This is a genomic window from Acinetobacter sp. CS-2 (assembly GCF_016599715.1).
Lineage (GTDB): Bacteria > Pseudomonadota > Gammaproteobacteria > Pseudomonadales > Moraxellaceae > Acinetobacter.
Map to the genome: position 1 here is coordinate 1,411,005 of NZ_CP067019.1, position 20,931 is coordinate 1,431,935.

The window sequence follows — 20,931 nt, forward strand, 5'->3', positions numbered from 1 at the left end:
AAAGTGTCTAATCCAGCATTCGTAACCTGTGACTTACTTGATGACAATCCAGAAAAAGAAATTCAGGTGGTCACCCCATCAATGGATGGAAAATTCTTTAAAAGCTATGGTGCACGTAAAAGTTTTGGTGGTCAGGCAGTCACTGTAAAGTGTTTTGAAGATAATTCACGTGTCAAAGAACTGCTCGCAACCGATGGTACTGGTAAAGTGCTTGTGGTGGATGGTGGAGCATCTATGCGCTGTGCCTTGATGGGCGATATGATTGCTGAATCAGCGGTGAAAAATCACTGGAATGGGGTAATTATTTACGGGTGTGTACGTGATGTCGATGCCATTGCCGAACTGGACCTGGGTGTACATGCATTGGCTGCAATTCCGCAAAAAAGCAATCGTAAAGGCATAGGCGAAGTGGATTTAACTTTGTATTTTGGTGGTGTAAGCGTCAGTTCTGGCGATTATATCTATGCCGATAACAACGGCATTGTGGTGGCAAAAGAAAAATTAGTCGATTTATAAAGACAGAGATACAAGGATAAAAATGGTGAATCATCAAATTAAAGTGATACAAGCGCTGGCTTCATCTTTGACTGAAGGTGGACGAGGTGTGAGCGGTACAGCTTTTCCCAAGCAGCCTGAAAAATCACTGAAACTTTATGAGTTTGAGGGTTCGCCATTTTGTCGCCGTGTGCGTGAAGTTTTAACTTTGTTAAATCTGGATTATGAGGTTTATCCTTGCCCTAAGGGTGGCCAGAAATACCGGAAAATTGTCAAAGAAAAAGGTGGCAAAAAACAGTTTCCATTTTTCGTAGATGAAAATACCGGTACAGAAATATATGAATCACAAGCCATTATTAATCATTTATTTAAACATTATGGCCGAACGGGAACCACACCGAAAAAATTTGCCCATTATCCTAAAATCCCTGCTGTAGCTTTAGCTGGCACCATCGTGAATGGTGCACGCGGCGTCTGGATTAACCGGAAAATTAAAGATCGTGCAGCACCTGAGCAACTTTTGGAGTTATGGGGTTTTGAAGCCAGTCCTTTTACCCGTGTGGTACGAGCGATGTTAACCGAGCTTGAGCTACCTTATATTTATCATAACGTGGCTAAAGAGCGCTGGCAGGATATGGGGCCGGCAATATTGCGTTTAAAACCTGGAAAATATCAACCCTTAGCGGGTGGTAAACGTGAAAAGACCGTTGAAATTATGGGGCGAGATATTCAGGTTCCTTATTTGATTGATCCGAATACCGGAGTGAAAATGTTTGAGTCTGCACAGATTGTGAAATACTTAAACCAGCAATATGGTCACTAATCTCATCCGAAGTAAGAAACTGCTAAAACAGCGGTTTTTTTTTGGCCTATATCTGATTAATTTAAGTAAAAACTAAAGTAAGTTATACCCTGTATGATAGTCAGAATATTGAATGGATAACTGATGGCTAAATCATCGATTGAAACTTTAAAATTTGTATTTTATGGTCTTAACGCTGGCTGATTACAATGCAATAGTAAATAAAATTGATCGTTTATTAATATAAAAGTTATTAAATTACCTGATTTTAGGGATATTGTTTAGCTTGTATTTTTCGCTATAGTAGGCGGTTATAATAGGGGGTGCTGTGTGTCAGAATTAGCAACGATTTTACCCGTTCCAGTTTTAATTGTTGAAGATGAAGGGCTGATTCAAGAACGATTAAAAAAAATATTGGCAGAACTGGGCTATAGTGAAGATATGCTTATTTTTGCTAAAAACTTGCAACAGGCTTTTGTAGAAATAGAGCAGCAACCTGTTTCCTTAGCTTTGGTTGATTTGGGACTGCCTGACGGTAACGGCATAGAGCTGATTGAAAAGCTTCGTGCACAGGATAGCAATCCATGATCTTGGTGATTTCAGCCTGGAGTACTCAGGAAAGTTTATTTTCAGCAATCAAGGCAGGTGCGACAGGTTATGTTCTGAAAGAACGTGATGATGTTGAAGTTAAGTTATCCATTCGCAGCATTTTACGTGGCGGTGCGCCGATAGACCCTTTTATTGCTCAAGAAATTTTGAAACAGATATCAGCTGCGGTTATACCGGCAGTGGCTGATCAGAAAATCATAGATGCAGATATGGAGCTGTTAACCAGCCGGGAAACTGAGATTCTAAATCTGGTCGCTCAAGGCATGAGTAACCGGGAAATCGCCGAACAACTCTTTGTTTCTAAATATACGGTTGAAAGTCATATTAAGCATATTTACCGGAAATTGTCGGTAAGCAAAAGAACAAAGGCCGTGAGTGCAGCACGATCCTTAGGGCTTTTATGAAGCAGTTGATTGGGCATTATTTTTTTATTTTTGTTCTTAGCCTGCTGAGTCAATTTAGTTATGCTGAAATAATTGAAAATATCAATGCACAATGTGCAGTGCACATTCATTCTGTTGATACCGTTAAAACCAGTTCATTTACAGTTTTACCCCGACAGGGCTGGCAATCTGTAAATTTGCCGGATCAGTGGCAAAAGCGCTGGAAAAATTATAATGGAGCAGCATGGTATAAAATTCAGTGGAGCTGGTCATGTCAGAATCAGGCCAGACTTGCAGAACCGATTGCTTTTGCAATTGATTATATTAATTCTGCTGGCGCAGTGTTTTTAAATGGCGATTTACTCTGGAGAGACAAGCATTTACAGGAGCCGCTGTCAAAAAGCTGGAATATGCCGCGTTACTGGATTTTACCGATATCGGGATTAAACAGCGGCAAAAATGAAATTTTAATTTATGTGAAGGGCTTTGCTTACCAGTCTCCGGGTATTGGTCAAATTTCTTTTAATAATATACAAAACAATTATGAGTCATATCAAAGTCAGGTATGGAATCGCCGGACTTTATTTCAAATTAATCTTATTGTATCCCTTACCTTTGGAGTGGTCTGTTCTGTTATATGGCTATCGCGGCGAAAAGAAAGCACTTTTGGATGGTTTGCCTTAAGTTCCTTGTTATGGGTGCTATTTATTTCCAATATGTTGACTACAGAAACATTTCCCTATCCAAATACACTAATTGCAGCACAGGCCAATTTGGCTTTTTTTATTCTTTATGTTGTAAGTTTCTGTATTTATTCATTCAGGTTTATCCAAAAGCGCTTTATTAAAGTTGAGACAGTTGTTTGGGGAATTACGGGACTGATTATTGCAGGTGTTTTTCTAATCCCGCAGCAGTCTGCTTATTGGGTTTTTGCGCTGATATTTTTAATTTATGTTGGACTGTTTATTATTGGTTATCTATATGCCTGTTATTACGCAATTCAATCTAAAAGAACAGATTATATCTTTTTAGCCATTTGCCTAAGCGCTATTGTCATTTTTATGATATTCGACCTTTTATTATTATCGGGAGGGATGGTTGTAAAGGATGTTCGACCATTATCTCCCTATACCGGACCGATTATCACCTTTTTTATGGTGATTATATTAGGTTCAAGATTGGCCCGTAATGTTAAAAAAATTGAAACATTTAATGCCCAGCTAGAAATGAAAGTTCAGCAGGTCAGTAATGATTTAAGCTCCAGTTTGAATGAAAAACATCAATTAGAGCTTAAAAATGTCAAGCTGCAAGAAAGAATCAATTTATCTCATGATTTGCATGATGGTTTGGGCGCATCATTGGTTCGCTCGATGATTTTAGTAGATCAAAGCATGCATGATATTTCCAACAAGCAATTTTTATCGATGCTTAAATTACTAAGAGATGACCTTAGGCAAATTATCGATAGTGGTTCATCTGCGGATAATAAAATTCCAGTCAATCCCATACTGTGGGTGGCACCCGTTAGGCATCGTTTTAGTCAGCTTATGGATGAGCTGGACATTCGTTCTAAATGGATTTTTCCGCAGGAATGGCAAGCCGTGCCGAGTGCTTTGCAGTGTCTCACCTTGATTCGGGTATTGGAAGAAAGCCTGACCAATATTATTAAACATAGTCAGGCCAAGCAGGTAAAAATAGCCATGGTCTATATTCGAGAAAACCAGTTTATTTTGAGTATAGAAGATGACGGTGTCGGTTTTGACGCAGATAGTGTAGTGCAACAGGGATTAAGTATTGGCATGCGCAGTATGAAAATGCGTTTGGAGCGTATGGGCGGCGAGTTTAAATTATCTTCTGAACCGGGTTGCACCATCATTCAGGCGATTGTTCAGCTGAAATAAGCAATTAAATTTTTTTTGCTTTTTAAATGTCGGTTGCTATTTCATCATTTTATAAAATTGGAAGAAATTAAAATGAGTGAATTATTTTTTCTGCTGATCTTGAGAAGAAATAAATATAAATTTTTTAAAATATAAAAATGGGGAAAATATTATTTTCCCCATTTTGTAGCTTTATTTATTCTTCATCTTCTGCAGGCAACAGCATCAGAATAGATTCATTGAGCAAATTCATAATGTCTTCGAAAATATCTGGATCATATAAATTGTCATCGAGTAATACCGAACCGCCGTCAGCCAACTGTTTTAAAATTGGGGCAAAAACTTCGGAAATACAAATGCCTTCACCATTTGCCCAAAATAGCAACTCACCTTCAGCTTCAGTATAAAGCAGGCGAGATGCCGGCTCGAGCATGAGTGAATAGCCCTGATCCAAAGCTTCTTCCAGATCACCTGTACCAATGGCTTCTGCCTCTGGAATATTTTCCGGATATTTCGCTTCTGACATCAGGCTCATCAGGGCATCCTCAAGCACAGCCGGATTTTGCAATTGTGCCAAAAGTTCAGTTTTTAAATACTCCAGCTCATTTTGGGTAATTTGACCAATCGGGCTGATTTTGTCACGTAGAATGTCTTTTAATGGATTTTTAAGCAACTGATCGTCTGCGAATTTGTCACTGACGCGATCCATCATTTCTGCCACGTTCGGCATGCGGAAACCGAAAGAGAAAGTCAGGCAATCATCTTCCGCTACGCCGTAGTGTGATAAACCAGGCGGTACATATAGTAGATCACCGGGAGCAAGCACCTCATCAAAATTGACTTCCATGTCAGGCAGTAATTTTAAAGGTTGCCCTGCAACGAAGTCAGTGTTGGCATCACACATTTGTCCCAATTGCCAGCGGCGATGACCATAGCCTTGGAGCAAAAATACATCATAAAAGTCGAAGTGCTTACCAACAGAGCCACCTTTAGGCGCATAAGACACCATGATGTCATCACGACGCCACAGCGGAATGAAGGGAAATTTCTTCCATAGTTCAGCCAGATCAAATGAATAATGGTCTACCGCCTGAACCAGTAGAGTCCAAAGCTTAGGCATCTTCTGAAAGTCTGCTTTAATCAAAGGTGAAGACTTCACTGACCATTGATTTGGGTCTTTATCTTTTTGCTTGATTAAGCGAGCAGTGACATTTTCATCTAGCGCCAGTTCCATAACATCATGAGGTTCTAAAAGACCTGCAATTTCAGGGAGAGCGTTACGAACCAGTAATGGCTTTTTTTGCCAGTATTCGGCAAGGAATTGTTCGGCGGTAATTCCGCCAAGCACGTCTAGAGGCTGGGACATAAGATAAAGCACCTATAAATTTATGCTTATTGTCTATGGAGTTGCAGGTGAGAGCAAGTTGTAAATCAGTTGGGGAAGATTCCTTAGTCTGCATTATGGGAGTGAAGTAGTGTGGGAAGTTTTGAAATTGATAATAGCGCAATGCTAGCCATGAATCATGGACAGAAAAAACTTGAACAAAGGGGGCGGAACCCTCAAATAAGCCAACCATTCAAGTCATGGAAGGATTGGCTTAAGCAGAATTTGAGCTAAGGCACTAACACATTCAACTGACGCAGAATATGACAAAGTTGAATCATCGGCATACCCATCAAAGTGGTTTGATCTTGCCCGGTCATCTGTTCAAACAGACTAATGCCGAGGCTTTCACACTTAAAACTGCCTGCACACATTAAAGGTTGATCGACTTCAATATAACGTTCAATTTCGGCCAAACCCAGTTTGCGGAATTTCACTTTATAATGTTCAACCAGAGTCTGTTCAAATCCCGTCGATTTTTGCTGTACGCTGAGGGCGGTACTGAAATAAACGATTTTGTCCGAATTGGCCTGTAACTGTTTGATGGCTTTTTCCACAGTCAAAGGTTTGCCAATAAAAATATCGGGTGCCCCTTCACGCCACGCCACCTGATCGGAACCAATCACAATAGCATCGGGATATTGTTCGGCAATAATGTTGGCCTTTTCAAAAGCTAGCCGTTTCGCCAGTTCATCTGCATGGTCTTCGCCCCGTGGGGATTCATCGATATCTGGTACCAAGCTCTGATAGTCGATACGGAGACGATTCATCAGCTCTTTACGGGTTTGACTGCTTGAAGCCAAAATAATGTTGGGAGTATTCATTACACTGCATATTCCATGAGCACATCAAGCGGAACATATGAGAGCACAGCTTGATGGCAAGCTTGTATTTTAATAGGCGGAGCAATACCAGCCTGATATGCTTCAACCCAACGGGTCACACAAATGCACCAGAAATCACCCGGTTCTAGACCTGGGAAATCGACTTCTGGAAGAGGTGTGATCAGGTCATTACCTACTTTTTGCGAGAAATTCAGAAACTCAGCGGTCATTTGTGCACACATCGTATGCTGACCTAGATCTGTGGTCGCCGTATGACAAAAGCCGTTACGAAAATAACCGGTAATAGGAGAGTAGCAACAGCTTGCCAAGGGTTCGCCTAAAACATTTAAACGATTGATATTTGGATCTGGGTGAATAGACATAAGCTCTAAATCATGAGGTGGCTTTTGACTATGATAATCAAAACTTTGTCTTTCGACAGCTTTTCTGCAAAAGATGCTAACCTTTTTCTACATAATCATTTAAAATCGGGGCGTTTTTTATATCTATAAAGTGAGCTCTACATGAACTTTCAGCGTATGACTGACCTGGATTTGGCAGGTAAGCGTGTACTAATTCGTGAAGATTTAAACGTTCCTGTTAAAAACGGTGTAATTACCAGTGATGCACGTTTACGCGCAGCATTGCCAACCATTAAAGCGGCTTTGGAAAAAGGTGCAGCAGTCATGGTTTATTCACACCTTGGTCGTCCAGTTGAAGGTGAGCCAAAACCTGAACAATCTTTGGCGCCAGTTGCAGCGTACTTAACTGAAGCTTTGGGCCAGGAAGTAAAACTTTTCACTGATTATTTAGATGGTGTTGAAGTTGCAGCTGGTCAAGTGGTACTTCTTGAAAACTGCCGTTTCAATGTTGGGGAAAAGAAAAACAACCCTGAACTTGCACAAAAATATGCTGCGCTTTGCGACGTATTTGTGATGGATGCATTTGGTACTGCACACCGTGCAGAAGCGTCAACTGAAGGCGTGGCGCGTTTTGCAAAAGTAGCGGCTGCGGGTCCTTTACTTGCAGCAGAACTGGATGCTTTGGGTCGTGCACTTAAAACCCCTGAAAAACCAATGGTTGCCATTGTTGCGGGTTCTAAAGTATCAACTAAGCTTGATGTACTCACTTCACTTTCAGATATTTGCGATCAAATTATCGTAGGTGGCGGTATTGCCAATACCTTCCTGTCTGCGGCTGGTTTTAATGTTGGTAAATCACTGTGCGAAAATGACTTGATCGATACTGCAAAAGCGATTGCAGCAAAAGTTTCTGTACCGCTTCCAACTGACGTTGTGGTTGCAGATGCTGCTGAAATTAACTTTGATGATTTCCTCGGTTCATTGGCTGCGGCTAAAGCTGTAGTGAAAAAAGTTGAAGATGTTGCAGACAACGACATGATTTTGGATGTGGGTCCAGAAACTGCGAAAGCATTTGCTGAAATCCTGAAAACATCAAAAACGATTCTCTGGAATGGTCCTGTTGGCGTATTTGAAGTAGATCAGTTCGGTGAAGGCACTAAAGCACTCTCTTTAGCAATTGCGGAATCTGATGGTTTCTCTATTGCCGGTGGTGGTGATACTTTAGCTGCGATTGATAAATACGACGTTGCAGACAAGATCGGTTATATCTCTACTGGTGGTGGTGCATTCCTTGAATTTGTTGAGGGCAAAACCCTTCCAGCGGTTGCTGTGCTTTTAGAACGTGCTTAATATATTCTTTTAAAAGTATCAAAGGTTGACTTCGGTCAGCCTTTTTTCATTGCTTTTTCATTTGAGTGATTCATTTTTTGGTCATAAAAATGCAATATATCTGCAATAAAATTCCGGTCATTAAATCTCCTGTCGTAGGAAAATGTGATGAACCTGAAATTAACACTTGCAGCACTTGTGATTTTACCTTTGGCTTTGACTGCCTGTGCCAAGAAAGATGAAGCACCTAAAACTGAAACTGCCGCTTCAGCAGCAGTAGAGGAGCAAACGACTCCAGAACAGCAAAAAGCGATTGATGCACTGGATAAGCCTGTCCTGGATGAAAAAAATACTGATGTACCTGCTGAAGTGGCAAATGCACCAGCAGATGAAGCGACTGCCGCTACCGATGATGCTGCCTCTATAGCAACTGCTCAATAAGTTTGTAGTTTTTTATTTAAAAGTCCCTGCATAAGCAGGGATTTTTTTTGAAATAGTGTGTTTTGTTGCTGAATTGAAATGATTCAGCATGTAGAATATGGCGCATCACCTGGGAGGATATTATGGCTCTAATCTCGATGCGCCAGCTCTTGGATCACGCTGCAGAACACAACTACGGCGTACCAGCGTTCAATGTAAACAACTTAGAACAAATGCGTGCAATTATGTTGGCCGCAGACGAAACAAATTCACCTGTCATTGTGCAGGCATCTGCCGGTGCTCGTAAATATGCAGGTGCTCCATTCTTACGTCACCTGATTTTAGCTGCAATTGAAGAATGGCCACACATTCCAGTGGTAATGCATCAAGACCACGGTACCAGCCCTGACGTATGTCAGCGTTCTATCCAGTTGGGCTTCTCATCAGTAATGATGGATGGTTCTTTGGGTGAAGATGGTAAAACACCAACTTCATATGAATACAACGTAGACGTGACTCGCCGTACTGTTCAAATGGCACATGCCTGTGGCGTTTCAGTTGAAGGTGAAATTGGTTGCCTGGGTAGCCTTGAAACAGGTATGGCGGGTGAAGAAGATGGCGTAGGTGCAGAAGGTGTGCTTGACCATTCTCAACTGCTTACTTCAGTTGAAGAAGCACGTTCGTTTGTTGCTGATACCGATGTAGATGCCTTGGCGATTGCCGTAGGTACTTCACATGGTGCATACAAATTCACGCGTCCACCTACAGGCGACATCCTGGCAATTGACCGTATTAAAGAAATTCATGCGGCATTACCAAATACCCATCTTGTCATGCACGGTTCAAGTTCTGTACCTCAAGAATGGTTGGCTGTAATCAATGAATTTGGCGGCGACATCAAGGAAACTTATGGTGTGCCTGTTGAACAACTGGTTGAAGCAATCAAACACGGTGTTCGTAAAATCAATATCGACACGGACTTGCGTTTGGCATCGACTGGTGCAATGCGCCGCATGATGGCGGAAAAACCAAGCGAATTCGATCCACGTAAATTCTTTGCAGAAACTATTGTTGCAATGAAACAAATTTGTGTAGATCGTTATACAGCATTTGGTACTGCAGGTCATGCAGACAAGATTCGTCCAATTTCTTTAGAGAAAATGGTGAATCATTATAAATAATCGTTAAAGATTATCTATAATCAAAAGCCCACATCTATTGTGGGCTTTTCTGTATCTCATTCCTAAAGCATGATAAATAGGGAAAATAAGGCAAAAGATGGAACTTATATTGGCTGCAGCATGCTGTAGTGTCGTCATCTCAATGTTGTTGAAATTATGCAAGGCTAATGGTTTTGATGCCTTGCAGATGATTGTCTGGAACTATGCCTCTGCAAGTGTACTCTGTTTTTTATGGTTTAAGCCCGATTTACAGCACATATCAGTTATCGATACGCCGTGGTGGCTGATTGTGGCGCTGGGTGTATTACTACCGAGTATTTTCCTGTGCTTGGCGAAATCACTGCAATATGCCGGTATTATCAAAACGGAAATTGCCCAGCGTTTATCGGTGGTTTTGTCTCTGTTGGCAGCATTCTTTATTTTTCAGGAACAGTTTAATACCTTAAAAATAATCGGAATCGGATTAGGGATTTCCGCCGTACTCAGTATTTTATTTTCACATCAAGCAGCAGCGCAAGGGCAGCCATTTTCAAAGCAAGGCTTGCTTTATCTGGCATTGGTCTGGTGTGGCTATGCGCTGATTGATGTATTGCTCAAGTACACCACTGGCTTGGGAGTGCAGTTTGCTGTAGCACTAAACTTGATGTTTATCTGTGCCTTCATCTTGTCGTTGGCTTATATTGGCATGACCACGAAAACAGCAGGCAGTAGTCGAAATATTCTGGCTGGATTGGGGCTGGGAGTTTTAAATTTTGCCAATATAGCCCTGTATGTCAAGGCACACATATTATTAAAAGACACACCTGCAATTGTGTTTGCAGGCATGAACATTCTTGTGGTGCTGCTGGGAGCTTTAAGTGGCTTAATTCTGTTTAAAGAAAAATTAAAACCTGCAACTGCATGCGGTCTTGCTTTAGGTTTGGCCAGTGTTATTTGCTTAGCCTATGCAATGTCTGTCTGATATAGCTCGATACAAAAATGAAAGGATGTTGCAGAAAATCTTCCTTTTCTGCCAAACCCAATAATAAGCCATTTTGATGGCAGACAGGGCGGGCAGAATAGTGATGATTTTCTTGTTGATAAAGCTGAAGATAATATTGCTGGCAATGCAAGAATTGCAATTAAAAATACAGCGCATTTAAATGCGCTGTATTTTTAGTGTTCAAGCCTTATAGTATAAGGACATTTGCTCAATTATGAGCGTTGAAAGCGTTGTAATGTATCTTTCCAATAGTAGTTAGCCATAATAATAGGATGTTTGAATAGATCCTGCATTTCAATCGTGCCCTGAAGTTGACCGGGTTGCTGACAATGTGGACATTTAGGATAAGACGTCAAAATAGCATCTGCGCTATATTTCTGCATGTAAACCGTTTGGCAAGAGCGACATTCAAATTTTATCGGCATTTTGATAGCTGGAAGCATAGTAGGGACTACCGTTTATTTTTTTGCCAATATACCTGAGTCCTGTTACAAAAATAAGTCCTGAAATGACATGAAAGGGGCATATTCGCCCCTTTTATTGTAATTTTTTTTAATCACAGCTTGGTGAAAATTTCTTCACGACTCAGGCGTGACTTGGGTAACTGAGCATTGAAATCATTTTCGCTGCGGAAACCTAGCGTCATAATCACTGATGGAATTAACCCTTTTTCATCTAATTCCAATTCCTTGCGAATAATCTGTTCATCAAATCCGCCAATAGGGGTGGCATCAACTCCTTCAATAGCTGCGGCCAGTAACATTTGACCGAGCGCAATAAAAGTCTGATTTTCTGCCCAGCGCTGAATATCCCCTTTTTCATTACGGTAATAATCCACATAACCGCTACGGCTGTCTTTTTGGCCCTGTTTGGCTTTTTCATCTTTAAAACGGCCACTAAGATCATCTTGCTTGAGCAGGGTATCAAGGTGCTGTTCTGAAATATCCGCTTTGGTACAGAACAGAATGGTATGAGAAGAATCTAGAACTTTAGGTGCATTGTAGGCATATTTCCCAACCAAGGCTTTGGCGATACGCTCTTTGGCGCCTTGATCATCGGCAATAAAAAAATGCCAGGGCTGAATATTGATGGAGGATGGCGTGAGACGCAGGATTTCTAATAAACGTTCAAACTGCTCTTGATGAATTTTTTTACTGGGATCATATGCTTTCGTTGTGTAGCGTGATTTTGAAACGTTTAATAAATCCATGAGTGACATTTCCACTATTAAATTTTTAATGATTTTACCTGATTCCTTGCTGAAATGGCTTGGAAGAATTCTGGGATAGCTTATATTTTGGCATCAAGCGTGTGAATTTTTATGGTGAATAAAAGTAAAAAACTTAATAAAATGTATAATTAATAGCAATATACAATGACGAAATACGAAATCTATATTGGTACTTTTTGTTAAATCACGTTTAATCGAATAATTACATCGCCTGTAGACCGAGTCAGACAATGATAGATGATACAAACCATTTTAAAAGACGATTAAAAACCCAACAGCAGATTGGGTTATGGGTGGGGCTGGCAGATGCTTACGGCACTGAAATTGCGGCCAATGCAGGCTATGACTGGTTACTCATTGATGGGGAACATGCACCGAGCGATTTAAGAACCACACTCTCTCAATTGCAAAGTATCGCAGCGTATCCATCACAAGCTGTGGTTCGTCCACCTATTGGCAGTGTGCAGCTGATTAAGCAACTTTTGGATATTGGGGCGCAAACTTTATTGATTCCCATGGTGGAAACGGTTGAGCAGGCTGAGCTGATGGTGAAAGCGGTACGTTATCCGCCAGAAGGAATTCGTGGCGTAGGTGCCGCATTGGCCCGTGCAACACGCTGGAACAGTATCCCGGATTATTATGCAACAGCACATGAAAATATTTGTCTGCTGATTCAGATTGAATCTGTGACAGGGCTGGAAAATCTGGATGATATTTTAAAAGTGGAGGGAATTGACGGTGTATTTATTGGCGCTGTAGATTTGTCTGCGACCATGGGATATCAGGGTAATCCGAATCATCCGGAAGTACAAAAAGCGGTTGTTGATGCCATTCAACGCATTCGGGCATCGGGTAAAGCAGCGGGGATTTTATCAACGGTGCATGAAGTAACGCAAAAATATATTGATTTGGGTACCGAGTTTGTTGCGGTAGGGGTGGATACCAGCGTATTGATGAATTCACTGCGCGAGCTTTTAGCCAAATATAAAAATGATGCGGAAGTGATAAAATCTGAAGGTGGGTATTAATTTTTAATATTTTATATCAGCTTTTAAATTGTACCTGATGGACTCCTACCAGCTGTAATTGTGAGGTCAGGAGTTCTATGTGCTGCTTTATTTTGCCTTGAAAAGCATTGCTTGGTAAGACCAAAGGCATTTGTCATTCACAAAGCCTGTTTTATTTTTGGTCAGCTAAATTTTTTTCATCGCAGAAACATTACAGCCTAGTTCTCGACAGATTGTGAATGACATAGTCAAGTTATAAAAGTTAATTATGAAAATTTATATTTAATAAGCCCAAGTCTTTAATTCTAATTTTACATTTTTATGTGCAGGATTGATCTCTAAAATCTGTGCCGAATGTTCGCGCCAGTCACCTAGCACAATCCGTTTCTTACCCTGAATATCATGTATTGCAGAACGATGAGTATGGCCATGAATCAGTACGTCAATATGTTCTAAGGCAACTTTCACCGCGAACTGATTTACATCCATGATGTCATAAGACTTCATCTGTTTGGTTTCAGCACTTTTTTTACGGAAACCATTAGCCAGTTGTTGCCGAAAACTTAAAGGCATGCGTTTTAAAAAACCTAAAAGTAATGGATTACGAATGATCTTGCGGAATTTTTGGTAGGACACATCGTCTGTGCAGAGCAGATCACCATGTTCTAAACGGTATGTGGTGTCGGATATTTTTAAAATGGCCGGTTCGGACAGCAATGTGCCATTGAATTGTTTTAAGAATTTTTTGCCTAAAGCAAAATCGCGGTTGCCAGCCAGAAAATATATCTGATTGCCGGCATGATGAAACTTTTGCAGGGCATGGACAATGTCATCTAGCCAGGGGGCTGTATAGTCATCACCAATCCAAGCATTAAACCAGTCACCCAAAATATAAAGCTGGGTATTTTTATCTTTATAACTGTCTAATAAATCCAAAAACCCCCGAACGAGTCGAGGGTGTTCAGGTGACAAATGTAAATCAGAGATAAACAGATAGGTCACGTATTTTCCTTAATACTTCCTCTCAAAGTCCATCTATTGGATAGAGGAACTATATCCTTAACATTATCCCGTTTTAAAGCACTGCTTTAAAACTCATTAAAGACGGAGAGGACGTTCTTTATTCAGAAATGATTTTTGCAGATTCAATCACAACGTTCTCTAGAGGAACGTCAGCGTGGTAGCCACGGTTACCTGTGCGAACGCCTTTGATATCAGCAACGACATCCATACCTTCAACTACTTTACCAAATACGGCATAACCCCAACCTTGAGCTGTTTTACCAGTGTGGTTAAGGAAAGAGTTGTTTTTCACGTTAATGAAGAACTGAGCAGAAGCTGAATGAGGAGCTTGGGTACGCGCCATTGCGATGGTACCTTCATCATTGCTTAAACCGTTGTCTGCTTCGTTTTCAATTGAATCACGCGTTGCTTTTTCTTTGAAATTTTCATCCATGCCACCGCCCTGGATCATGAAACCGTCAATTACACGGTGGAAAATTACGCCATCATAAAAACCATCACGAACATATTCCAGGAAGTTAGCCACAGTTTTAGGTGCTTTTTCTGAATTAAGTTCAAGAACAATACGTCCTTTATTGGTGTTTAATTCGACTTGAGGAAAACTCATTCTATAATCTCCTGATCATGGACAAAAAAGCCATGGGTTTTTGGTTGAGAGAAGCATAAGCAAACTGTAAACTACAAGGCAAGCGAAAACGTTATTTTCTTTGTTAAAAAAACCAGAAAAGCGTTTTAATTATCCTATTTTATCTTATAGAAGTGATTTATCAACTATGAAGCCGAATGATGTTGTTTCATCCCTGCCAAATAACCCGACAACAAGTAATCAACCTGTCGATGCTGCGCAGCAAGAACAACAGCCGGGCTTAGACTTTGTACGTCAGGTCATTACTGACGATTTGGCAGCAGGCCTTACACAGCAAGTGATCACGCGTTTTCCACCAGAACCGAATGGTTATTTACACATTGGTCACGTGAAAGCGATTTGTTTGAACTTTGGTATTGCACAAGAATTTGATGGCGTATGTAACCTGCGTTTTGACGATACCAATCCGGACGCAGAAGAACAAGAATATGTGGATGGGATTGCCAACGACGTAAAATGGCTCGGTTTTAACTGGAACGGTGAACCTCGCTATGCATCTAGCTATTTTGATCAACTGTACACATGGGCAGTACAACTGATTGAACAGGGCGATGCTTATGTAGATTTACAAACACCTGAAGAAATCAAGTTAAACCGTGGTTCATTTGTAGAACCAGGTAAAAACTCTCCATTCCGTGACGCGACTGTAGAAGAAAACCTGGTGCGTTTTGAACAAATGCGTAATGGCGAGCTGGGTGAAGGTCAGGCTGTATTGCGTGCCAAGATTGATATGGCTTCTCCAAACGTGCATATGCGTGATCCAATCTTGTATCGAATTCTGCATTCTGCTCATCACCAGACTGGCGATAAATGGAAAATCTATCCAATGTACGACTATGCGCATCCATTATCTGATGCCATTGAAGGTGTGACTCACTCTTTATGTACTTTGGAATTCCAGGATCACCGTCCGTTTTATGACTGGGTTGTCGAGAAAGTTAAATCTCCAGCTGTTCCACGTCAGTATGAATCAAGCCGTCTAAATGTCGATTACACCATTACCTCTAAACGTAAACTGCGTAAACTGGTAGAAGGTGGCTTTGTACAAGGGTGGGATGATCCACGTATGCCAACCGTTGTAGGGATGCGCCGCCGTGGTTTCACGCCTGAAGGTTTGCGTGATTTCTGTAAACGCGTGGGTGTGTCCAAATCTGACGGTATTGTCGATGTTGCTATGCTGGAATACTGTATCCGTCAGTCTTTGGAAAATACTGCTGCACGTGGCATGGCGGTGTTGAATCCATTGAAAGTGACTTTGACCAACCTACCTGAAGCAATGAACCTGAGTCATGCACGTCATCCGAACGTTGAGATGGGTGATCGTATCATTCCATTAACGTCTGAAATTTACATCGACCGTAAAGACTTTGAAGAAGTACCGCCTAAAGGCTTTAAACGCTTAATTCCAGAAGGCGAAGTACGTTTACGCCATGCTTATGTGATCAAGTGTGATGAAGTGATTAAAGATGCCAATGGTGAAGTGGTTGAACTGAAATGTTCAATTGACCCTGAAACTTTAGGCAAAAATCCGGAAGGTCGTAAAGTGAAAGGCGTTATTCATTGGGTATCTGCAACCCAAGGTGTGCCTGCAGAAGTGCGTATCTACGACCGTTTATTCACTGAATCTGATCCGGAAGTGGGTGATGACTTCCTTGCCAACTTAAATCCTGAATCACTCAAAGTGGTTCAAGCGGTGATTGAACCGGCTTTAGCTGAAGCGAAGCCTGAAGACCGCTTCCAGTTTGAACGTGAAGGTTATTTCGTTGCAGATCAATATGATCACACGGCAGAAAAACCAGTGTTTAACCGTATTCTGGACTTAAAAGACAGCTTTAAGCCTGGAAAATAACATTGTTTATGCTCTAGGATGATTCACTGTTGAGTCAAAAATGTTTAGATCAAGCTCAACTTCGGTTGGGCTTTTTCATGACAGCTATTTTATAAATATTGAAGCGACTAGGTTTCATGAGGGGAAATTTGTGATTATTCGAGATAAAAATAATAGCTTTATGCTGTTATTTGCATGGCATGGCACAATTTTACCTAAAGTGATGCCAGCTCTAGCGGTTGTAGTCAGTTTATCGGCACTGTTGGTGTATTTAAGTGCAGCACATTTCTTGACTATGCCAGAAGTTCCTGCCATTGGCTTTACCATCTTCGGTGTGATTCTTTCGATTTTCTTAAGTTTTAGGAATACGGCCTGTTATGATCGCTGGTGGGAAGGGCGCAAGCTTTGGGGCGCACTGATTGCCAATACACGGCATATTATTCGTGATAGTCATGTGCTGGAAGACTCTCAACGTCAGATTTTGATGTATCGGGTTATGTTATTTTGTTACCTGCTACGCGACCGCTTACGTCATCAAGCAACAGATATTCAACATTTCCGAAATGCTGTCAATTTAAGCGATGGGCAATCGCAGCAATGTGCTGAACATATCAATGCGCCGCAGTATTTACTTGAGATCATACAAAAAGATTTGGTGCTGTTTTATAAGCAAGGTCAAATCAGCGACATTATCTATAGCACCTTGACTCGACATACGGTTGCCATGGGTGATATTCATGCAGGCTGTGATCGTATTATGACTACGCCATTGCCATTTTCTTATTCAGTTTTATTACATCGGGCAGTTTATTCATTCTGTTTAATTTTGCCGTTCAGTATTGAAGCGAGTTTCGGTATTTGGACACCTGTAATTGTGGCATTAATTGCCTATTTATTTTTAGGTTTAGATGCGCTCAGCGCAGAGTTGGAAGAACCATTTGGACTTCAGGAAAATGATTTACCCCTCAATTCGATTGTGCGAAATATTGAACGGGAAATGTTAAGTTCATTAGGGGCTGAAATTCCGCCAGTACTTTCAAGCTATAAAGGTAATTTAAGTTAAGTTTAGAAAAATCATTTTTGCCTCTACACGCCACCGTTTAAGTCTTTAACAATTCAGTGATAGCCATGAATTTCGGATGTGTGCTATCACTGAGAAGAAGAATAAAAAGGAAGACCTCAATGAGCGTAGTCATAGAAACCCAGATGTTAATTCGCAAACCGGTTGCAGAGGTGTTTAATGCCTTTATTGACCCCGAAATCACCAGCAAGTTTTGGTTTACTTCATCTACCGGACACTTGATAGAAAACAGAACGGTAGACTGGTATTGGGAAAAATATGAAGTGACCCGCAGTGTTTATGTCGAACAGCTGATTCATAATGAACTGATCCAGTTTACTTGGGGAGAACCCAAGAGCACAGTAGACTTCATTTTTGAGAAGTTAACAGAACAAGAGACTTATCTTCGCATTCGCAATTATGATATTTCTCTGCAAGGCTCAGACTTAATTGCTTTTGTGATTGAGCAAACAGGTGGTTTCACCACTGTGCTGGATGGCTGTAAGGCTTATCTGGAATATGGAGCGCAGTTAAATCTGGTCAATGACAAGTTTCCGCCATTTGTCGAAATGGGGGTGATTTAAACCTGAATATAAACTGTCATGGATCAGGAGGTAAACCTAGGACTTGCAGATAGAAAAAGCGTCATCCTGCAGCTCACTAAAACATCTCCTGTTCTGGTTGAGGCCACTTGAAATTTTATGGCTGGAATGGAAAAGACAGACCGGTTTGATCACTGCTTGTGATTCTGTTCTTTTAACCATAAATAATGCGGAATCTGTTTTTTTGCTTTATCACGTAACTTTTTCTTGATGTACAACACCAATGCAAAACAGGTGGTGGTGAGGGTCAGCAGCATGCTGTTCATAAAACTCATGAGAGAGCTGACATAACCAATAGTGGTTAAACGGTTCATCATGCGGATGACTTGAGGACTGCTTTCCACACCAGTAATGGCCCAGGTACACAAGTGTTCGCAATTGTTAATAATCAGATGATACTGGTTTTCGTTCATTCGTGAACGCATACGCCGTACCACTTTGCGGCCGCGAAATTTAGGATTGTTATATTGCTGGATAATAATGGTTTTACCAAAGCTGAATTTTTCCAGTGAGGTAATCTCAATGGGACGTTTCTTAAATAAATGGGCAAAACCTGAATAATGAATAACCCGGCCACGTCCTGCATAAATGCCGTGATGAGAATATCCAAAATGTTTAACGATAAGATGCGTCCCTAAAGGAAATCGTATTTTCTGCTGTTGCATGTAGACGTTTAACCAATAAAGTTACAAATATATTTTAGTGACTTAGTTTACTGCTTCTTTATAAAAGAATCGACTATTTCACTGAGTTGACTAGCTTTTATGACACTACAGCGCATTAAAAATGTCAGGATTCAGCATACCTCATGAGCCATAGCAGCATGAAGAAAATATTGTTAATAAAATGTGCAGTTATCACCTTACTCAGTTTGACCAGTATCACCTATGCAGAGCTTTATACCCGGCGCTGGCAGACTGATATTGTAGATGTTGATATTGTAAAAATAGATCAGCCACAAAACTTGCGCCTGTTTTTAAATGATCGCCAGACCCATCAACCCTTAGGTAAATTTAAAGCTGTGGCAAAACAGCTGAAAGCATGTGAAAAGCTGCTCTTTGCCATGAATGCCGGGATGTATCATGCAGACTATTCTCCGGTCGGGTTATATATTGAAGCAGCTCGGCAACAGAAAAAACTGAACACGGTCAAACAGGCATATGGCAATTTTTATCTGCAACCCAATGGCGTATTGGCCTGGAATCGGCATCACAGCCTGATCGAAAAGACAGAAAGTTATCAAAAGCTCAAGTTTAATGCCGAATACGCGACGCAATCGGGGCCTATGCTGGTGATTGATGGGCAGATTAATCCCCAATTTTTAAAAGATTCAGATTCCTTTAAGATCAGAAATGCTGTCGGGATTAAAGATCAAAGCTTATATTTTGTGATCAGTCGAAATGCGTTGAGTTTTTATCAATTTGCACAATTTTTTCAACAACAGCTTAAAGTGCAAAATGCCTTGTATCTGGACGGCTCAATCTCTAGTGCCTATATTCCGCAGTTAAAACGTTCAGATTCATTGTTTAATCTGGGACCGATGGTGGCCTATATTGATCAACAGAACTGTGCTACTCAATAAATGAAGTTCGCCAGCCATTAAAACCTGTAGCCAATTTTTAAACCATAGCCTATCGCATGGTTGTTGTTAAATTCACCGACCTGTGAAGCTTCAGATACCCCGGGAAGAGGAAGATAATAAGTGCCATCTTGTGCGGTGGCATCACCAAGCCAATAGTATTTGATCCCCCCTGAAATAAAATAGTTGGATTCAGGATTAAACTGAAATCCCAAGCCTATATTTTTGTAACCCTTGGTAGGATTTAAAATTGATCTAGGATTACCCGTGCCTGAATCCCAGCCGAGATCAAAAGCAGCGGACCATTTCGTGGTTAATTGTCGTGCCATGCCTAAGGTCACACTCCATTGGTCTTTTTGATAATCATCCAGATTAAATCCTGCGCTATAACTGCCATTACTAAGGGTCGTGGTGGCAAGTGCCGATAATGCGCCGAACTGGGTAGGACGTATCACAAAATCTTTCCAGTTGACCCATCGTATGTTCGAGTACAGTAAAGTTCCGCTCATGATACTGGTCTGGAAATTCAGATTGACCGATTGTGGGGTAGAAATTTTGGTTTTGGCATTGTCTGTTAGGAGTAGAGGTGTGCCCAAAATGTTTTCTTCTACATTGATTTTATGATTTATTTTCGAGTGATAAGTCAAGGCAGCCTTTAGTGCGAGCTCGGGAACCTGATAGGCAAGACCCGCTTTCCAGCCGAGGCCAGCATCCTGTTTAAATTTGGCGTTATAACCATTAAATTGGGCATATACCAGCCCACGTAGCGCGACATGACCTTCCACGGTTTGATAGGCAGGACCGGCATACAGGTTAATATTTTTGACAGGTTGATAACCTAAAATAAAACTCAGGTTTTGGCTGTCGACATTGACCTGAGTACCTTGCTGGCTCAGTGCGGTATCGGAGAAACTGCCATTGTCTTTTAATGGATAGTGTAAATCTGAACCAAATGGCTGATCATAGAGAATGCCAAAAGAGAAATTTGGAACGAATTGCAGTTTCAGTGCGGCACTCTGGTACTGGAAAGTCTGGGCAATATTATCGGTTGTATTATCAGCACTGTCAGGATTAACCAGATCTGGACGTGAACCTAAGGTATGCCCGGACACTTCAGGATCGGCAGCAGTAATGGAGGCTTCAAAATAATGCCCTGATTCTAGAAAAGGCAACACGGATTGTCCTGATTGATCCATGGTTGCCGCCAGACTATGACTTGAGATTAGGCTGCATAATATTGCCAGTCCAGGATAATACCGTTTCATATATTTTCCTTTTTAGGCTTATTTTTATTTTTTGCTCTT

Annotated in this window: 22 protein-coding genes and 1 pseudogene; 13 read left to right on the forward strand and 10 right to left on the reverse strand. The window is 41.1% G+C overall.

What is annotated here, in order from left to right:
• Positions 1–3 precede the first annotated feature (3 nt).
• The 3 genes and pseudogenes from rraA to JFY49_RS07050 all read left to right on the forward strand — a co-directional run bounded on the left by rraA (position 4) and on the right by JFY49_RS07050 (position 2,310).
• Positions 4–516: a ribonuclease E activity regulator RraA gene (gene rraA, locus JFY49_RS07040; protein WP_086196380.1), complete on the forward strand. Its 513-nt coding sequence runs from the start codon at positions 4–6 to the stop codon at positions 514–516.
• 22 nt (positions 517–538) lie between these two features.
• Positions 539–1,318, forward strand: a complete 780-nt coding sequence (locus tag JFY49_RS07045; RefSeq protein WP_200224621.1) for a glutathione S-transferase N-terminal domain-containing protein — start codon at positions 539–541, stop codon at positions 1,316–1,318.
• Positions 1,319–1,627: 309 nt separating this feature from the next.
• Positions 1,628–2,310, forward strand: a pseudogene (locus JFY49_RS07050) (LuxR C-terminal-related transcriptional regulator).
• Positions 2,311–2,448: 138 nt separating this feature from the next.
• Here JFY49_RS07050 and JFY49_RS17510 read toward each other — a convergent pair.
• Positions 2,449–2,604 (reverse strand): hypothetical protein, encoded by a 156-nt coding sequence (locus JFY49_RS17510; RefSeq protein ID WP_227609561.1) that lies wholly within the window; start codon positions 2,602–2,604, stop codon positions 2,449–2,451.
• A gap of 26 nt (positions 2,605–2,630) precedes the next feature.
• Between JFY49_RS17510 and JFY49_RS07055 the strand changes: the two genes are divergently transcribed.
• Positions 2,631–4,190 (forward strand): ATP-binding protein, encoded by a 1,560-nt coding sequence (locus JFY49_RS07055; protein ID WP_227609563.1) that lies wholly within the window; start codon positions 2,631–2,633, stop codon positions 4,188–4,190.
• A gap of 175 nt (positions 4,191–4,365) precedes the next feature.
• Here JFY49_RS07055 and JFY49_RS07060 read toward each other — a convergent pair whose 3' ends face one another.
• The 3 genes from JFY49_RS07060 to JFY49_RS07070 all read right to left on the reverse strand — a co-directional run bounded on the left by JFY49_RS07060 (position 4,366) and on the right by JFY49_RS07070 (position 6,760).
• Positions 4,366–5,535, reverse strand: coding sequence for a cupin domain-containing protein (locus JFY49_RS07060; RefSeq protein ID WP_200224623.1), 1,170 nt, complete (start codon positions 5,533–5,535; stop codon positions 4,366–4,368).
• Positions 5,536–5,783: 248 nt separating this feature from the next.
• Complete coding sequence (locus JFY49_RS07065) at positions 5,784–6,377, reverse strand: Maf family protein (RefSeq protein WP_180176802.1); 594 nt, start codon at positions 6,375–6,377, stop codon at positions 5,784–5,786.
• Positions 6,377–6,760 carry a DUF2237 family protein gene (locus JFY49_RS07070; protein ID WP_086196374.1) on the reverse strand — a complete coding sequence of 128 codons (384 nt, stop codon included), beginning with the start codon at positions 6,758–6,760 and terminating at the stop codon, positions 6,377–6,379. Before JFY49_RS07070 ends, JFY49_RS07065 begins: the two co-directional genes overlap by 1 nt.
• A gap of 141 nt (positions 6,761–6,901) precedes the next feature.
• Here JFY49_RS07070 and JFY49_RS07075 point away from each other — a divergent pair, with 141 nt between their 5' ends.
• The 4 genes from JFY49_RS07075 (at position 6,902) to JFY49_RS07090 (ending at position 10,630) form a co-directional block, all read left to right on the forward strand.
• The gene (locus JFY49_RS07075; protein WP_200224624.1) at positions 6,902–8,089 is read left to right on the forward strand and encodes a phosphoglycerate kinase; all 1,188 of its coding nucleotides are present in this window, start codon (positions 6,902–6,904) and stop codon (positions 8,087–8,089) included.
• A gap of 147 nt (positions 8,090–8,236) precedes the next feature.
• Complete coding sequence (locus JFY49_RS07080; RefSeq protein ID WP_200224625.1) at positions 8,237–8,509, forward strand: hypothetical protein; 273 nt, start codon at positions 8,237–8,239, stop codon at positions 8,507–8,509.
• 122 nt (positions 8,510–8,631) lie between these two features.
• Entirely contained in the window at positions 8,632–9,669 is a 1,038-nt protein-coding gene (gene fba / locus JFY49_RS07085) for a class II fructose-bisphosphate aldolase (RefSeq protein ID WP_200224627.1), read from the forward strand.
• 97 nt (positions 9,670–9,766) lie between these two features.
• Positions 9,767–10,630, forward strand: a complete 864-nt coding sequence (locus tag JFY49_RS07090) for a DMT family transporter (RefSeq protein ID WP_200224628.1) — start codon at positions 9,767–9,769, stop codon at positions 10,628–10,630.
• Between the two features lie 233 nt (positions 10,631–10,863).
• On the opposite strand, the gene JFY49_RS07095 is transcribed toward JFY49_RS07090, so the two are convergent.
• Together JFY49_RS07095 and nfsB are read right to left on the reverse strand one after the other, a co-directional pair.
• On the reverse strand, positions 10,864–11,034 hold the full coding sequence (locus JFY49_RS07095; protein WP_227609565.1) for a hypothetical protein: 171 nt from the start codon (positions 11,032–11,034) through the stop codon (positions 10,864–10,866).
• 173 nt (positions 11,035–11,207) lie between these two features.
• Positions 11,208–11,861 (reverse strand): oxygen-insensitive NAD(P)H nitroreductase, encoded by a 654-nt coding sequence (gene nfsB, locus JFY49_RS07100; protein ID WP_200224630.1) that lies wholly within the window; start codon positions 11,859–11,861, stop codon positions 11,208–11,210.
• A gap of 251 nt (positions 11,862–12,112) precedes the next feature.
• Here nfsB and hpaI point away from each other — a divergent pair, with 251 nt between their 5' ends.
• The gene (gene hpaI, locus JFY49_RS07105; protein ID WP_166168252.1) at positions 12,113–12,910 is read left to right on the forward strand and encodes a 4-hydroxy-2-oxoheptanedioate aldolase; all 798 of its coding nucleotides are present in this window, start codon (positions 12,113–12,115) and stop codon (positions 12,908–12,910) included.
• A 261-nt stretch (positions 12,911–13,171) separates the two neighbouring features.
• On the opposite strand, the gene JFY49_RS07110 is transcribed toward hpaI, so the two are convergent.
• Both JFY49_RS07110 and JFY49_RS07115 read right to left on the reverse strand, forming a co-directional pair.
• Entirely contained in the window at positions 13,172–13,891 is a 720-nt protein-coding gene (locus JFY49_RS07110; RefSeq protein ID WP_180044606.1) for a UDP-2,3-diacylglucosamine diphosphatase, read from the reverse strand.
• A 118-nt stretch (positions 13,892–14,009) separates the two neighbouring features.
• The gene (locus JFY49_RS07115; RefSeq protein ID WP_166168257.1) at positions 14,010–14,519 is read right to left on the reverse strand and encodes a peptidylprolyl isomerase; all 510 of its coding nucleotides are present in this window, start codon (positions 14,517–14,519) and stop codon (positions 14,010–14,012) included.
• Between the two features lie 166 nt (positions 14,520–14,685).
• Between JFY49_RS07115 and JFY49_RS07120 the strand changes: the two genes are divergently transcribed.
• The 3 genes from JFY49_RS07120 to JFY49_RS07130 all read left to right on the forward strand — a co-directional run bounded on the left by JFY49_RS07120 (position 14,686) and on the right by JFY49_RS07130 (position 18,030).
• Complete coding sequence (locus JFY49_RS07120) at positions 14,686–16,407, forward strand: glutamine--tRNA ligase/YqeY domain fusion protein (RefSeq protein ID WP_200224631.1); 1,722 nt, start codon at positions 14,686–14,688, stop codon at positions 16,405–16,407.
• A gap of 130 nt (positions 16,408–16,537) precedes the next feature.
• Positions 16,538–17,449, forward strand: coding sequence for a bestrophin family protein (locus tag JFY49_RS07125; protein ID WP_200224633.1), 912 nt, complete (start codon positions 16,538–16,540; stop codon positions 17,447–17,449).
• 119 nt (positions 17,450–17,568) lie between these two features.
• Positions 17,569–18,030 (forward strand): SRPBCC domain-containing protein, encoded by a 462-nt coding sequence (locus JFY49_RS07130; RefSeq protein WP_200224634.1) that lies wholly within the window; start codon positions 17,569–17,571, stop codon positions 18,028–18,030.
• Positions 18,031–18,179: 149 nt separating this feature from the next.
• On the opposite strand, the gene JFY49_RS07135 is transcribed toward JFY49_RS07130, so the two are convergent.
• Positions 18,180–18,713: a lecithin retinol acyltransferase family protein gene (locus JFY49_RS07135; protein ID WP_200224635.1), complete on the reverse strand. Its 534-nt coding sequence runs from the start codon at positions 18,711–18,713 to the stop codon at positions 18,180–18,182.
• Positions 18,714–18,856: 143 nt separating this feature from the next.
• On the opposite strand from JFY49_RS07135, the gene JFY49_RS07140 reads away from it, so the two are divergent.
• The gene (locus tag JFY49_RS07140) at positions 18,857–19,630 is read left to right on the forward strand and encodes a phosphodiester glycosidase family protein (RefSeq protein WP_227609567.1); all 774 of its coding nucleotides are present in this window, start codon (positions 18,857–18,859) and stop codon (positions 19,628–19,630) included.
• 17 nt (positions 19,631–19,647) lie between these two features.
• On the opposite strand, the gene JFY49_RS07145 is transcribed toward JFY49_RS07140, so the two are convergent.
• The gene (locus tag JFY49_RS07145) at positions 19,648–20,892 is read right to left on the reverse strand and encodes an OmpP1/FadL family transporter (RefSeq protein WP_200224636.1); all 1,245 of its coding nucleotides are present in this window, start codon (positions 20,890–20,892) and stop codon (positions 19,648–19,650) included.
• Between the last annotated feature and the right edge of the window lie 39 nt (positions 20,893–20,931).

Bases quoted from the DNA above. Each gene is read 5' to 3' on its own strand.
- JFY49_RS07045 (WP_200224621.1), top strand. From the start codon at position 539: ATGGTGAATCATCAAATTAAAGTGATACAAGCGCTGGCTTCATCTTTG.
- JFY49_RS07060 (WP_200224623.1), bottom strand. From the start codon at position 5,535: ATGTCCCAGCCTCTAGACGTGCTTGGCGGAATTACCGCCGAACAATTC.
- JFY49_RS07065 (WP_180176802.1), bottom strand. From the start codon at position 6,377: ATGAATACTCCCAACATTATTTTGGCTTCAAGCAGTCAAACCCGTAAA.
- JFY49_RS07070 (WP_086196374.1), bottom strand. From the start codon at position 6,760: ATGTCTATTCACCCAGATCCAAATATCAATCGTTTAAATGTTTTAGGC.
- JFY49_RS07075 (WP_200224624.1), top strand. From the start codon at position 6,902: ATGAACTTTCAGCGTATGACTGACCTGGATTTGGCAGGTAAGCGTGTA.
- JFY49_RS07080 (WP_200224625.1), top strand. From the start codon at position 8,237: ATGAACCTGAAATTAACACTTGCAGCACTTGTGATTTTACCTTTGGCT.
- fba (WP_200224627.1), top strand. From the start codon at position 8,632: ATGGCTCTAATCTCGATGCGCCAGCTCTTGGATCACGCTGCAGAACAC.
- JFY49_RS07090 (WP_200224628.1), top strand. From the start codon at position 9,767: ATGGAACTTATATTGGCTGCAGCATGCTGTAGTGTCGTCATCTCAATG.
- JFY49_RS07095 (WP_227609565.1), bottom strand. From the start codon at position 11,034: ATGCAGAAATATAGCGCAGATGCTATTTTGACGTCTTATCCTAAATGT.
- nfsB (WP_200224630.1), bottom strand. From the start codon at position 11,861: ATGGATTTATTAAACGTTTCAAAATCACGCTACACAACGAAAGCATAT.
- hpaI (WP_166168252.1), top strand. From the start codon at position 12,113: ATGATAGATGATACAAACCATTTTAAAAGACGATTAAAAACCCAACAG.
- JFY49_RS07115 (WP_166168257.1), bottom strand. From the start codon at position 14,519: ATGAGTTTTCCTCAAGTCGAATTAAACACCAATAAAGGACGTATTGTT.
- JFY49_RS07120 (WP_200224631.1), top strand. From the start codon at position 14,686: ATGAAGCCGAATGATGTTGTTTCATCCCTGCCAAATAACCCGACAACA.
- JFY49_RS07130 (WP_200224634.1), top strand. From the start codon at position 17,569: ATGAGCGTAGTCATAGAAACCCAGATGTTAATTCGCAAACCGGTTGCA.
- JFY49_RS07135 (WP_200224635.1), bottom strand. From the start codon at position 18,713: ATGCAACAGCAGAAAATACGATTTCCTTTAGGGACGCATCTTATCGTT.
- JFY49_RS07140 (WP_227609567.1), top strand. From the start codon at position 18,857: ATGAGCCATAGCAGCATGAAGAAAATATTGTTAATAAAATGTGCAGTT.
- JFY49_RS07145 (WP_200224636.1), bottom strand. From the start codon at position 20,892: ATGAAACGGTATTATCCTGGACTGGCAATATTATGCAGCCTAATCTCA.